Source organism: Microbacterium sp. HMH0099, from assembly GCF_049384025.1.
Taxonomy (GTDB): domain Bacteria; phylum Actinomycetota; class Actinomycetes; order Actinomycetales; family Microbacteriaceae; genus Microbacterium.
Genome location: NZ_JBMRJR010000003.1, coordinates 305,794 through 317,936, shown reverse-complemented (window position 1 = coordinate 317,936; position 12,143 = coordinate 305,794). Strand labels below are relative to the sequence as shown.

The following is a 12,143-nucleotide window of genomic DNA, read 5'->3' as shown; positions in this document are numbered from 1 at the left end:
TCGAGCCCGCCGCACGCCGCGCGCGCCCGCGTCAGACCCGGGTCGTGTCCCGGGTCCAGGCGGCCGGGGGTGCGAAGACGCCGGGCACGCGCTCGAGGAGGTTCGCCAGGCCCAGGCTCACCACGATGACCCCCGCGCAGAGCCCGATCGCCGCAGCCGGAGTCGGCACGACGCCGACGGGCACGACGGCCACCACGGCGGCCAGCAGCAGCGTGTGCATGACGTAGATGGGGAGGGTGCGGCGTCCCACGGCGGCGAACGGGGCGGAAAGCCCCGGGACGCGGGCGAGGACGCTCGCGAGCACGATGCAGGCGGCGACGCAGACCGTCGACAGCAGCACGCGGGCCGCACCGGCGCCGGCCGACGGGACGAGCGTGAAGACGCCGAACGCAGCCGGGACGAGCAGCAGTGCCGGCACCGCCCACCAGGCGCGGGTCCGCGCGGCCAGCGCCTTCCACAGGTCCGAGCCGTGCACGCCGAGCAGGAAGAACAGAAGGTAGAGCGCGATGGAGCGCCAGATCGGGTTGTCGCCCGTGGGGACGAGGTCGTACGCGGCCAGTACCGACAGCGCCGCGGCCGCCCCGAGCGACACCCACCGGGGCGCACGGGACAGCGCCTTCGCGGCGACCGTGTACAGCACGAGCGCGTACAGGAACCAGAGCCCGGTGGTCGGCCACACCGGCAGCAGCAGGAACGACGCCCACGGCGGCAGGTCGCTCAACGGCCACGGCACGAACGAGAACCACACGGTCCGGACGGCCATCCAGAGCACGTACACGTAGACCAGCAGCAGCAGCCGCGTGCGCCACAGCCGCCCCCACGGCCGGCGGAGGGCCGACGTGGCCAGCATCCCGGCGATGGTGAAGAACAGCGGCATCCGGATCGCCGTGAGGAACGTGTTGGCCGTGTCGAGCCACCCGAGGGACCAGCCGTAGGCGTCGAGCAGCTGGAGGGTGTGTGCGAGCACGACGAGCATCATGGCGCCGCCCCGGGCGACGTCCGGCCATCTCAGCCGCACGGGAGCCGCCGGGCCGGTCATGACCGCTCCGCCGCGGGGCGTCGAGCACGCAGCGTCACGAGCGGGCCGGTCATGACCGCTCCGCCGCGGGGCGTCGGGCACGCAGCTTCACACCGTTGCGGAAGGGGTAGACGAACAGCCACGACACGCGCGTCAGGTACCGCGTCAGCAGGATCGACAGGGCCGTGACCACCGCGGTCATCGCGCCGATGACCAGCAGGCCGCGACCCGGCAGGGAGTCCAGCGCCTCGGGCACGAGGGCCAGCGGGAGCGCGAGCAGCGCGATGACGAAGATGTGGACGAGGTAGATGTTCAACGACCGGACGCCCACGTAGGTCAGCCACGCCAGCGGCCGCAGTCGCACCAGCCAGGTCGCGAGGGTGAAACCCGCGGCCAGCACGAGCACCTGCCCGACGAGGGCGACCCCCGGGATGCCGCCCAGGCGCGGCACGAACGTCGCGACGGCGGCGAACGCGGCGAACCCGACGACGGCCACGACCGTGCCGAGCGGCCCGGTGCGCTCGACCGCCGTGTAGATCCGGCGGTGGAAGTACGCGCCCGCGACGAAGAACACGAGGTACTCGATCATGCGGTTGAGGCCGACGTTGTCCGTGTCGAGCAGCCCGGCGGAGGTGAGGGCGGAGGCGACGGCGGTCAGCGCGAGGAGCACCCAGGGCGGCATCCGTCGGAAGGCCCAGAACACGATCGTGAAGACGAACAGCGCGTAGATGAACCAGTACGAGCTGATGGGCCACACGAGGATGAGCAGCAGCGCGACCGGGTCGTCGGCGGCCTGTCCCGCTCCGTCCGCGCGGACGTTCGGCACGACGAGGTAGAAGAGGAAGCGCAGCACCGACCAGAGCACGTACAGGTACAGGTACTGGCGGAGGCGACGCCGCCACAGGTCCGCGAAGCTCCATTCGCGCACGCGGGTGTGGAACAGCCCCGAGATGAGGAAGAACGCCGGCATCGGGAACAGGTCGAGCACGATGCGCGCGCGGCCGATGCCGGCGGCATCCACTCCCACCGAGTTCAGGAAGAGCGAGGAGTGGTACGCGACGATCATGATGATCGCCACGCCTTTCACGAGGTCGACCCATTCCCGCCGGCCGACGTCGTCGCGGACCCACCCGCTACGTCGTTGCACGTCCATCGATGCTCCCCCCAGAGCTGTCGGCCCGCACGGCTCCGCCCCCGGCGCCGATGCGGTCGATGTTGACGCGGGCGCGTTCGCGCGCGCGTTCGGTTCCCAGCCGCACCCGTTCCCGGCTGCCGGCGTCGGACAGGACGTCGGCCACGACGGCGCGGATGTCGGCGGACATCCCGGGCCGGGGCGCGACGCAGAGCTGCGGCCAGTCGAACAGCCGCATGAGGCCCTCGACCTTCCCCTGGGACGCGAGCGTGACGGCGGGCACCCCCTGCGCGAGCGACATGACCGCCAGGTGCATCCGGCCGGTGACGACGATCTCGGCCTCGGCGGCCAGGCGCCGGATCACCGACGGCGACAGCATGCCCGCCACGAGCGTCACGCCGTCCGCGCCCACGGCGTCCCGAACGGTCCGGCAGGCGGCACGGTCGTCGGCGCTGTCGCGCAGGACGTGGGGAAGAAGGACGACATGGATGCCACGGGCTCGCAGGTCCGCGACGAGCCCGGCGTACTCGACGCCGTGGTCGACCGTCCGGGCGATGAGCCCGCTCGCGTTGACCAGGGCGTAGGGCCGGGGGAGCGCGGCGAGCTCCGGCGGGAGGTCCACGGCGACGCGCTCGTCGGTGAAGACGATGTCCGCCGTCTCGTGCACGCCCGCCACGCCGAGGTCGCGCACGCGCGCGGCGGAGGCGGGGTCGCGCAGGAGAAGGCGCGCCCCGGCCGCCCCGGCGCGGCGGAGCGCCTCGCGGGCCGGGGCGGGGGCGGCGGGGCTCCAGCTGAAGCCGATGACCGTGGTGTCGAAGCCGAGCTCGGCGGCGACCGCGGCGATCGTGGACCGCCGTACGGACGGGCGCAGGCTGTAGACGCCGTCCATGATGTCCGCGCCGATGATCGACACGGTCGCGGCTTCGCCCAGCAGCCCGCCGAGCGCCCGCACGTCTCCGCGGTGCTCCACGCCGTCGCCGTACAGCAGATGCGGCAGGGCCACCGTCCGCGCGCGCGGCGCGAGATCGGGCGGCAGGACGAAGTCGTCGTCGCGGCGGGTCACGATCGTGACGGGCCGGTCGGCGGCCGCGACGAACGCCTCGAGCATGGCCTGGTCGCCGATGTTGCCCGCGCCGGGCGCGGCGACGAGCAGGTGCGCGCGGTCGCCCGGCCGGCCCGCGGCGGTGCGCAGGGTGCGGGCGAAGCGGCGGGTCGGCAGACCGCTGCGCTGCAGCAGGCCGGACCAGACGCGACGGGCGCGTCGGGGGATGTTGCGGACTCTCATGCGGACTCCGTCTCGACAGGGGTGGCGGCGCGCGCGCGTCCGAGGTGACGGCGCAGCGCGAGGATGCCGAGGACGTCGCGCCGGAACGCCGGCACGATCGCGGCGGCGAGGGCGAGCGCGGCGACGAGCACCACCGCGCCGAGGAGCAGGTGCAGCGGCTCGCTCAGTCCGGGCAGCGCCCACGTGGCGGCGGCGGAGAGCCCGGCGGCGGCGCCGTGCACGAGCAGGGTACGCAGGGCGGCGACGAACAGCGGCCCGGTGGGGGCGATGGTCCCGCGCGTCATCCAGAGCAGTCCGATGGGCCAGGCGAGGGCGTTGCCGACCGTGTAGGCCACGGCGACGCCCTCCACGCCCCACGAGGCACCGACGACGATGAGGCCGATGATGAGCGGGCGGGTCGCCACGGTGTACCAGAAGAAGCGCCGCATGAGCCCGAGCGACAGCGACGCCCAGTAGGTCGCGTACGCCGCGGCCTGGAAGAACCCGGCGACGGCGAGGATCTGGAACAGGTGGACGCTCGGCTCCCACTGCGGGCCGAGGGCGACGGCGATGAGCGCGGGCGCCTGCGCGGCGCTGAAGGCGAGCACCCCGGCCACCACGTTCAGCAGCACCACCTGCCCGACCGCGAGGAACCGGGCGTACCGCGCCGGGTCGTCCTGCAGTCGCGACAGGGTGGGCAGCGCGACGCGCGACGCGGGCGCGTTGATCTGGTTGAGCGGCAGCACCATCAGCTGGAACGCGCGGTTGTAGAACCCCAGCGGCACCGCTCCGTAGAGGCGTCCGATCATGACGCTGTCGATGTTGCGGCTGGCGTAGACGAGGACCTGGGATGCCACGAGGTGGCCGCCGAAGGTGAGCAGGCCCCGCATGGGCTCGCCGCGCCGCGCCAGTCCCGGCCACCAGCCCGCGAGGATCGGCAGCGCGACCGCCTGGAGCAGCACCTGCAGCACCTGCTGCACGACCAGCGCCCAGTAGCCCCATCCCCACACCGCGAGCGAGAGGGCGACGCCGAGCGCGGTGGCCTGCGCGCCGATCTCGACGGCGGAGAGGGCGACGAACCGGAAGTCGCGGTTCAGGTGCGCGCGGAACTGGGTCGAGAACCCGTTGAGCAGGAACGTGGGTGCCAGGGCGAGCGTGACGGCGACGAGCCGCGGGTCGCCGTAGAGCGCCGACACCGGCACCGCCAGCGCCGCGCAGAGGCAGGTCAGCACGGCGCCGATGCCGAGGTTGATCCAGAAGAGGTTGGACCGCTGCCCGTGCGAGAGGGTGCGTGCCTGGATGGCCGCGCTGGAGAGCCCGAAGTCGCGCACGATCTCGCCGACGCCGACGATCGCGAGCACCATGGCCATGACGCCGTAGTCGCCCGGGGCGAGCAGACGCGCCAGCAGGACGATGCCGACGACCTGGACGAGGATCCGCAGCCCCTGGGCGCCCATGGTCGTGGCCGCGCCGCGCGACGCCGTCCGCCCGAGGCTCTGCGTCGCGGCGGTCATCGCGCGCCGGCGTTCCGGAGGGTCGCGCGCGGCGCCGCGACGGCAGCGGGTCGGGCGACGGCGGCGGGGGAGAGCGGGTCGCGCGTCCGCGTGCCGCCGTGCACGCACAGCAGCGCCAGCACGCCGACGACGACGTGCATGCTGCGGACGGCGTCGAGGGTATTGAACCCGGCGATCGCCACGACGTAGGCGATGAGGGCGAGCAGCGGACCGAGTGCCCCGGTCAGCGTCGTGCGCCACGCGAGGGCGGCGACGAACAGCACGAAGAGCAGGAGACCCGGGATGCCGATGCTGATCAGCAGCTGCAGGAGGCTGTTCTCGATGATGATCGTGTCGAAGAGGCGGCTGGTCTGACCGGAGGTGCCCGGACCCGTGCCGATCCACCCGGAGAAGTCGGCGGCGCGGATCGAGACGTCCACGGCGCGGTCGCGGACCTCGGCGGAGATCCGCGACTCGATCGAGTCGGCGCGTTCGGCCAGCGGACCGAAGTTGAGCACGGCGACGGCCCCGATCGCCGCCACCGCGAGCAGCTGCACCCAGCGGCGCAGGTGGGCCCAGCCGATGAAGAGCGGGCTGAGGAGCACGGCGAAGGCGACGGCGATGCCCAGCGCGGCGAGCGGGCCGCGCGAGACGGTGGCCATGACGCCGGCGGCCGAGATCGCCGCGGCGACGAGCGGCCAGCGTCGGCCCTCCGTCAGCCACGTGCCGAGTCCGAGCGCGGCCGGGATCGTGAGGAACGCCGCGGCGAAGAGCGGGTGCGAGAACGCGCCGCGCGCCCGGTAGACGGAGAACAGCAGGTCTCCGGATGCCGTCCCGTAGAGGGGCGAGAAGCCGAGCACCATCTCGCCGACGACATACGCCCCCGCGAGGGCGCCGACCACGAGGAGCGTCTTGCGCAACAGGGCGACCTCGCGGCGGGCGTCGAGGACCAGCAGCGGCACGAAGACGCTCGCGACGAACGAGAGGGTCCAGCCGAGCGAGCTCTCCTGCAGGCCGGTCAGCGCCACCGACAGCAGCAGCCACGTGGTCAGCGCGATCGCCGTGGCGTAGACGGCGTATCGCGCGACGAGGGCGGCGGAGCGCTCCTGCGGCAGACGGCCGCGGTCCTGCGGCCACAACAGCCGGCGTACCACCCACACCCCGAGCAGGATCGCGAGCGGCGGCAGGGCGTTGAACGGGCCGTCGGAGGGGATGAACCGCGTCGGGAAGAGCGCGAGCACGGCCACCACCACCGACGGCAGCCAGTGGACCGGCACGAGGAAGACCGCGACGGCGACCACGGCCAGAGCCGGGATCAGCACGACGACCTCCGGTCCGGGCTGGTCGAGCGCACGGATGGCCGCTCCCGTCGCACCGATGACGACGACCGCGGCGCCGGCCAGCAGCGCCCACGTCCGTCCGGCGACGCGCGCGGGCGGTCGAGCGACGAGATACGACGACCTGCTCATCCTGAACCGCCCCCCAGCCAACGGATGTGCCTTGCCGCGACAATATCCGCGCAGGGTAACCGGACTGTTTCCTGCGGATTAATGTCCGTCCGCGCCCCGGCCCGGGCGGGAACGGCCGCGGTCGAAGGGCGGAATCACAGTGTTGTGATTTCGTTATGTGCGGGTGATAATGACCGAGACAACCGAACAACCGCCATCGCTCCAGACAGGTCGTAGGGGAAGACGTACCTGACGAAGGAGAGACCATGGCGACCACGTCTTCGCGCGGAGTGATCCTGATCCACTCAGCGCCACGCGCGTTGTGCCCCCACCTCGAGTGGGCGGTGGGACGCGCCCTCGGCCGTCCCGTCAACTTCGACTGGGCCGACCAGCCCGTGCTGATGGGCAGCCGTCGCGCGGAGTTCTACTGGGAGGGCCCGGTGGGGTCCGGAGCGGCGCTGGCGAGCGCCATCCGCGGATGGGAGCACCTCCGCTTCGAGGTGAGCGAGGATCCCACGCCCCGCAGCGACGGCGGACGCTGGATGCACACCCCGGGTCTCGGCATCCATTACGCCCAGACGGATGCCGCGGGCAACGTCGTCATCGGCGAGGACCGCGTGCGCTACGCGCTGGAGGTCGCCGCCGGCGACGCGTTCGAGCTGCAGCGCGAGCTCGACATCGCCCTCGGCTCGGCCTGGGACGAGGAGCTCGAGCCGTTCCGCCACGCCGGCGACGACCAGCAGATCGTCTGGCTGCACAAGGTCGGCTGAGCCGGCCCCTGATCGTCGGACGGGGGAGGCACCACTACCGGAGGCCGGTGACCGCTCCCCGGCACCGGGACCGTGTATCCCTCGTCCGATACCACGAACGCCCCCGCCATCCCCGAGCTCGTCGGGGGATGACGGGGGCGTTCGACGTGGTCAGACCGACGCGATCGCGACGACGGCGTTGTGACCGCCGAAGCCGAAGGAGTTGCTGATCGCCAGCTGGTCGCCCGAGCCGAGCTCGACCGGCGAGCCGGACAGCGCGAACGGCACCGCGGGGTCCTGCTCGGTGAGGTTGATTGTCGGCGGGGCGACGCGGTTCTTCAGGGCGAGGACGGTGAAGATCGCCTCGAGCGCGCCCGTGCCGCCGAGGAGGTGACCCGTGGACGCCTTGGTCGCCGACACCGGGATCTCGTCGACGCGGTCGCCGAAGACGGCGCGCAGCGCCTGGTACTCGTTCGGGTCGCCGACCGGGGTCGAGGTGGCGTGCGCGTTGATGTGCGTGACGTCGTCCACCGAGGCGTCGGCCATCTCGAGCGCCATGCGGACGGCGCGTGCGGCGCCGCGGCCCTCGGGGTCGTTGGCCGTGATGTGGTACGAGTCGGCGGTGACCCCGCCGCCCACGATGGAGGCGTAGATCTTCGCGCCGCGGGCCTTCGCGTGCTCCTCGGTCTCGAGGATCAGCACGCCCGCGCCCTCGCCCATGACGAAGCCGTCGCGGTCGACGCTCGCCGGACGGGACGCCGTCTCGGGGGTGTCGTTCCGCTTGGACAGCGCCTGCATCGAGGCGAACGACGCGATCGTGATGGGGTGGATCGCGGACTCGGTGCCGCCGGCGATGACGACGTCGGCGAGACCGTCGCGGATGTGCTGGACGGCGTTGACGATCGACTCGGTGCTCGACGCGCAGGCCGAGGCGACCGTACGGGCGAAGGCCCGTGCGTTGAAGTGCAGCGAGAGGTTGCCGGCCGCGGCGTTCGGCATCAGCATGGGCACCGTCATCGGCATGACGCGGCGGGGGCCCTTCTCCCGCAGGACGTCCCACGCGTCCAGCAGCGTCCACACGCCGCCGATGCCGGTGGCGAAGTCGACGCCGAGGCGCTCGGGGTCGATCTCGGGCGCGCCGGCGTCCTCCCACGCTTCCTTCGCGGCGACCATGGCCAGCTGCGAGGAGGGGTCGAGGCGCTTCGCGACGGGGCGCTCGAGGACCGTCTCGGGCCGCACGAGGGCCTCGGCGGCGAAGGTGACGGGGAGCTGATACTTCTCGACCCACTCGTGCTCGAGGGTGCGGGCGCCGGAGGCGCCGTCCAGCAGGGCGGACCAGCTCTCGGGCGCGGTGCCGCCGATGGGCGAGGTCGCACCGATACCGGTGACGACGATGCGGGATGTGCTCATGGGGAAAGATCCTCGGTCTGACCGGTGGGGGCCGCAGCCCCCACCGGGAGAGTCACGACTGGTTCGACGAGATGTAGGTGACGGCGTCGCCGACGGTCTTGAGGTTCTTGACCTCGTCGTCGGGGATGGTGACGCCGAACTTCTCCTCGGCGTTGACGACGATCGTCATCATCGAGATCGAGTCGATGTCGAGATCGTCGGTGAACGACTTCTCGAGGGCGACCTCGTCGGCCGAGATGCCGGTCTCGTCGGTGATCAGCTCGGCCAGGCCGGCGAGGACCTCGTCGTTGGTGAAAGCCATGGGATGCTCCTGTTCTTGGGGATTCGGCCCTGGTCGCGGGCCTGGATCAGTTTAGGGTTCGGGGCCCGCGTGTCACGGGAGGACGACGACCTGCGCGCCGAAGACGAGACCGGCGCCGAAGCCGATCTGCAAGGCCAGGCCGCCGCTCAGCTCGGGGTGCTCGGCGAGCAGCCGGTGGGTGGCGAGAGGGATGGATGCCGCCGAGGTGTTGCCCGTCGTCTCGATGTCGCGACCGATGACGACGCTCTCGGGCAGGCCCAGCTGCTTGGCGAACTCGTCGATGATCCGCATGTTGGCCTGGTGCGGGACGAAGGCGGCCAGGTCGGAGGCCTCCACGCCGGCGGCCTCGAGCGCCTGGCGCGCGACCTTGACCATCTCCCACACGGCCCAGCGGAAGACCGTGGGGCCTTCCTGGCGCAGCGTGGGCCACGGTGCGGAGCCGTCGCGGAAGTCGGTGAGGGTGTGGTTCATGCCCACCGCATCCGCCTTCGAGCCGTCGGACCCCCAGACGGTGGGGCCGATGCCGGGGGTGTCGCTCGGGCCGACGACGACAGCGCCCGCGCCGTCGCCCAGCAGGAACGAGATGCTGCGGTCGGTCGGATCGACGATGTCGCTGAGCTTCTCGGCGCCGACGACGACGACGTGCTTCGCCAGACCTCCGCGCACCAGGGCGTCGGCCTGGGCGACGCCGTAGGCGAAGCCGGCGCACGCGGCGTTGACGTCGTAGGCGGCCGCCGGGTTGGCGCCGATGCGGTCGGCGACGATGGCCGAGGCCGAGGGCGTCTGCTTCGGGTTGCTGATGGTCGCGACGATGACCGCGTCGATGTCGGACGGGGCGACGCCGGACTTCTCCACGGCCTCCTGCGCGGCGGCGGCGGCGAGGTCGATGGCATCCGTCGTCTTGTCCGCGCGGACACGCGTGACGATGCCGGTGCGCTGGCGGATCCACTCGTCGCTGGAGTCGATCGGGCCGACGAGATCCTCGTTCGGGACGGCGTTCTCGCCGCGGGCGGCGCCGTACGCGTAGATGCGCGTGTGCGCGGGGCCCTGCAGCTGACGGAGGGTGGGGGTGCTCATGCCTGGTCTTCTTTCAGGAGTGAGACGGCCGCGTCGAGGTCGTCGGGGGTCTTGACCGCCACGGTCGGCGTGCCGCGCAGCGCGCGCTTGGCGAGCCCCGTCAGCGCGCCGGCGGGCGCGAGCTCGATGATGCCGGTGACGCCCTGCGCGGCGAACGACGCCATGCAGCGGTCCCAGCGGACGGGGGAGGCGACCTGCGCGACGACGAGGTCGAGGGCGCGGCGGCCGTCGTCGACGGTCGAGCCGTCGGAGTTCGTCCACAGCGTCGTGTCGGGGGCCGCCGTCTCGACGGTCGCGGCGGCGTCGCGGAGGGCCGCGACGGCGGGCTCCATGAAGCGTGTGTGGAAGGCGCCGGCGACCTGCAGGGGGATGACGCGCGTCCCGCGCGGTGCGTCCGCGGCGAGCTCGGCCAGTGCCGGCAGCTCGCCGGCGGCGACGATCTGGCCGCCGCCGTTGAAGTTGGCGGGGGTGAGGCCGAGCCCGTCGAGGCGCTCGAGCACGGCGCCCTCGTCGCCGCCGACGACGGCGCTCATGCCCGTCTCGACGGCCTGGGCAGCCTCGGCCATGGCCCGGCCGCGCAGGGCCACGAGGCGCAGGGCGTCGTCGTCGGAGAGGACCCCGGATGCCGCCAGCGCGGCGATCTCGCCGACGGAGTGCCCGGCCACACCGGACGGGCGCGGGCCGGCGGCGGTGAGGGCCGCCCACGACAGCAGGGACGCCGCGACGATGAGCGGCTGCGCGACGCTGGTGTCGCGGATACGGTCGGCGTCCCACTCGGTCCCGGCGGCGACCAGGTCGACGCCCGCCTGGTCGGAGTAGGCCTCGAGGCGCTCGCGGGCGCCGTCGATCTCGAGCCAGGGGGAGAGGAACCCGGGGGTCTGCGAACCCTGTCCGGGGAAGACGGCGATGATCACCCGTCCATCCTGTCAAGGATCCGGCCGACGCTTCTGGAGATATCGGCACAAGAAAGCGGCGTGTCTTTGTGCGCGCCGTGCATCGACGTGGTCCTCGCGCCGGGACGGCGGGTCAGGAGAGGCTGTGCCGGCGTGCGCCCGCGCCGCGTCGGCGGGTGGCATCCGTGCCGATGGAGCCGAGGATCAGCGCGGTCTGGAGGATCAACGCCTCGCGCGGGCCGGTGGCATCCCACCCGATCACCTCGGACACGCGCTTGAGGCGGTAGCGGACGGTGTTGGGGTGCACGAAGAGCTCGCGGGCGGTCGCCTCGAGGGACCGGCCGTTGTCGAGGTAGCTCCACAGGGTGGAGACGAGGTCGGCGCTGTGGGCCTGCAGCGGGCGGTACACGCGTTCGACGAGGGTGAGCTTGGCGACCGGGTCGCCCGCAAGGGCGCGCTCGGGGAGGAGGTCGTCGGCCTCGACCGGGCGGGGGGCGTTGCGCCACGCGCGCGCCACCGCGAATCCGGCAAGGGCGGCGCGGGCGCTCTGCCCGGCGTCGACAAGCGCCGCCACGGCCGGCCCGAGGACGAGATGTCCGCTGCCGAAGCCCGGTTCGAGCCGCTTGGCGATGTCGGTGAAGGGCAGCTCGGTGATCTCGTCGGCCCCACGGGCGGGGAGGTCGGCGCGGCCGATGACGAGCACCAGACGGGAGCCCTGCACCCCGATGAGGACGTCGACGCCGAGCTTGCGGGCCGTGCGCCGCACCTGGTCGACGTCGAGGAGACGCGGGGTGGTGCCCACGAGCACCGCGACCTCGCCGTGGCCGTGCCACCCGAGGGCCGCGATACGGCTGGGCAGCTCCTCGTCGGCCTCGCCCGTGAGGATCGAGTCGACGACGAGCGCCTCCAAGCGCGCGTCCCACAGTCCGCGCGCCTCCGCGGCGCGGGCGTAGACGTCGGCGGCGGCGAAGGCGACCTCGCGCGAATACGAGAGCATCGCCTCGCGCACCTTCTCGCTGCGGCCGGCGACGCGCTCCTCCATCACCTCGACGGTGACGCGGACCAGCTGGAGCGTCTGCGTGAGGCTGACGCTGCGCAGCAGCTCGCGCGGGGCGGCGGCGAAGATGTCCGCGGCGATGGCCGGGGTCGAGGCGGGCTCCTCGAACCACTTCAGGAACGACGTGATGCCCGCCTGCGCGACCAGTCCGACAGCGGACCGGCGCGCAGGGGGCATCTCGGCGTACCAGGGCAGCGTCTCTTCGAGACGCTGGATGGTCGCGGTCGCGAGGTCACCCGAGATACGGCGCAGCCACGCCAGCGTCTCGGCCTTGTCCTGCGCGGCCGCGGTGTCGGTCACG

General features: G+C 72.8%; 11 protein-coding genes. 1 reads left to right on the top strand and 10 read right to left on the bottom strand.

Annotated elements, in window-relative coordinates:
* Positions 1–31 precede the first annotated feature (31 nt).
* The 5 genes from ACO03V_RS08710 to ACO03V_RS08690 are packed head-to-tail and all read right to left on the bottom strand — an operon-like array spanning position 32 to position 6,376.
* Positions 32–1,039 (bottom strand): acyltransferase family protein, encoded by a 1,008-nt coding sequence (locus tag ACO03V_RS08710; RefSeq protein WP_423137307.1) that lies wholly within the window; start codon positions 1,037–1,039, stop codon positions 32–34.
* A gap of 49 nt (positions 1,040–1,088) precedes the next feature.
* Positions 1,089–2,165 (bottom strand): acyltransferase family protein, encoded by a 1,077-nt coding sequence (locus ACO03V_RS08705; RefSeq protein WP_423137306.1) that lies wholly within the window; start codon positions 2,163–2,165, stop codon positions 1,089–1,091.
* Positions 2,152–3,435 (bottom strand): polysaccharide pyruvyl transferase family protein, encoded by a 1,284-nt coding sequence (locus ACO03V_RS08700; RefSeq protein ID WP_423137305.1) that lies wholly within the window; start codon positions 3,433–3,435, stop codon positions 2,152–2,154. Before ACO03V_RS08700 ends, ACO03V_RS08705 begins: the two co-directional genes overlap by 14 nt.
* A complete protein-coding gene (locus tag ACO03V_RS08695; RefSeq protein ID WP_423137304.1) occupies positions 3,432–4,928 on the bottom strand; it encodes a lipopolysaccharide biosynthesis protein in 1,497 nt (498 codons plus the stop codon). The genes ACO03V_RS08700 and ACO03V_RS08695 overlap by 4 nt, the downstream gene beginning before the upstream one ends.
* Positions 4,925–6,376, bottom strand: a complete 1,452-nt coding sequence (locus tag ACO03V_RS08690; RefSeq protein WP_367726951.1) for an O-antigen ligase family protein — start codon at positions 6,374–6,376, stop codon at positions 4,925–4,927. Before ACO03V_RS08690 ends, ACO03V_RS08695 begins: the two co-directional genes overlap by 4 nt.
* A 245-nt stretch (positions 6,377–6,621) precedes the next feature.
* Here ACO03V_RS08690 and ACO03V_RS08685 point away from each other — a divergent pair, with 245 nt between their 5' ends.
* Positions 6,622–7,125, top strand: a complete 504-nt coding sequence (locus tag ACO03V_RS08685) for a DUF3145 domain-containing protein (protein ID WP_367726950.1) — start codon at positions 6,622–6,624, stop codon at positions 7,123–7,125.
* A 150-nt stretch (positions 7,126–7,275) separates the two neighbouring features.
* Here ACO03V_RS08685 and ACO03V_RS08680 read toward each other — a convergent pair whose 3' ends face one another.
* The 5 genes from ACO03V_RS08680 to ACO03V_RS08660 all read right to left on the bottom strand — a co-directional run bounded on the left by ACO03V_RS08680 (position 7,276) and on the right by ACO03V_RS08660 (position 12,142).
* Entirely contained in the window at positions 7,276–8,514 is a 1,239-nt protein-coding gene (locus tag ACO03V_RS08680; protein ID WP_367726949.1) for a beta-ketoacyl-[acyl-carrier-protein] synthase family protein, read from the bottom strand.
* A gap of 52 nt (positions 8,515–8,566) precedes the next feature.
* Positions 8,567–8,815: an acyl carrier protein gene (locus ACO03V_RS08675; RefSeq protein WP_128216336.1), complete on the bottom strand. Its 249-nt coding sequence runs from the start codon at positions 8,813–8,815 to the stop codon at positions 8,567–8,569.
* Between the two features lie 72 nt (positions 8,816–8,887).
* Complete coding sequence (locus ACO03V_RS08670; protein ID WP_367726948.1) at positions 8,888–9,892, bottom strand: beta-ketoacyl-ACP synthase III; 1,005 nt, start codon at positions 9,890–9,892, stop codon at positions 8,888–8,890.
* Positions 9,889–10,806: an ACP S-malonyltransferase gene (locus ACO03V_RS08665; RefSeq protein ID WP_423137303.1), complete on the bottom strand. Its 918-nt coding sequence runs from the start codon at positions 10,804–10,806 to the stop codon at positions 9,889–9,891. The genes ACO03V_RS08670 and ACO03V_RS08665 overlap by 4 nt, the downstream gene beginning before the upstream one ends.
* Before the next feature lie 112 nt (positions 10,807–10,918).
* Positions 10,919–12,142, bottom strand: a complete 1,224-nt coding sequence (locus ACO03V_RS08660; protein ID WP_423137302.1) for a PucR family transcriptional regulator — start codon at positions 12,140–12,142, stop codon at positions 10,919–10,921.
* Position 12,143: the final 1 nt, after the last annotated feature.